The sequence below is a fragment of the Vibrio sp. 1978 genome (assembly GCF_033344345.1).
Genome location: NZ_JAWPOP010000667.1, coordinates 1 through 617, shown reverse-complemented (window position 1 = coordinate 617; position 617 = coordinate 1). Strand labels below are relative to the sequence as shown.

The 617-nt window shown below is 41.8% G+C and carries 1 protein-coding gene; it reads right to left on the bottom strand.

Annotation, left to right across the window (positions count from 1 at the left end; genetic code table 11):
* Positions 1–617, bottom strand: a 617-nt coding sequence (locus tag R8N49_RS28440; protein WP_318190609.1) for an ISAs1 family transposase, incomplete at both ends; no start/stop codon positions are given.

Below are 617 nucleotides of genomic sequence, written 5' to 3'. Positions count from 1 at the left end.
AATTCTCTGCACTTTCTTCCGCGCGCTTACGACTCGAGTCTTCACCAAATGTGGTATCCAAGCTCCAATGCATCGACTCCACCAACCAATGTGAACGCGTTGCATTTAACAATTCTTTAGCATTTAAATCCTTCGAGCTGATGTAGTATTTCACCACTAATTCTGACTCTTTCGATACTTCCTCTTCTTGCCTTATTGAAACCACAATACCCATGGTTTTAAGACCAGGCCATTCAAACTCAATATCACCTAAAACACTTAAATCTTTATTGGTCAATGCAAGCCTAGTTTCTTGTCTACCACGTGATTTCTCTTGCGTGCTGTAGGAGTCACCATCGTGGTTTTGAAACATGCTCATGTCAAAATAGTTATCGAACGCTTGCTCTAAACGACCTTGGTTACCTTTAACTGCTAAAAGATAGTCCGCGTCACTATCAAGTATCTTTTGTGCAATTTTCTTTTGACAGCCCATCGCATCAATCGTAACTAAGCAGCCTGATATATCAAGCAGTTCAAGGAGCTTTGGAATGGCGGTGATCTCATTCGACTTCTGGTAAACTTTTTGTTGTCCGAGGCTCACGCCATTTTCAGTGGCAAACGCGTTGACCATATGGATA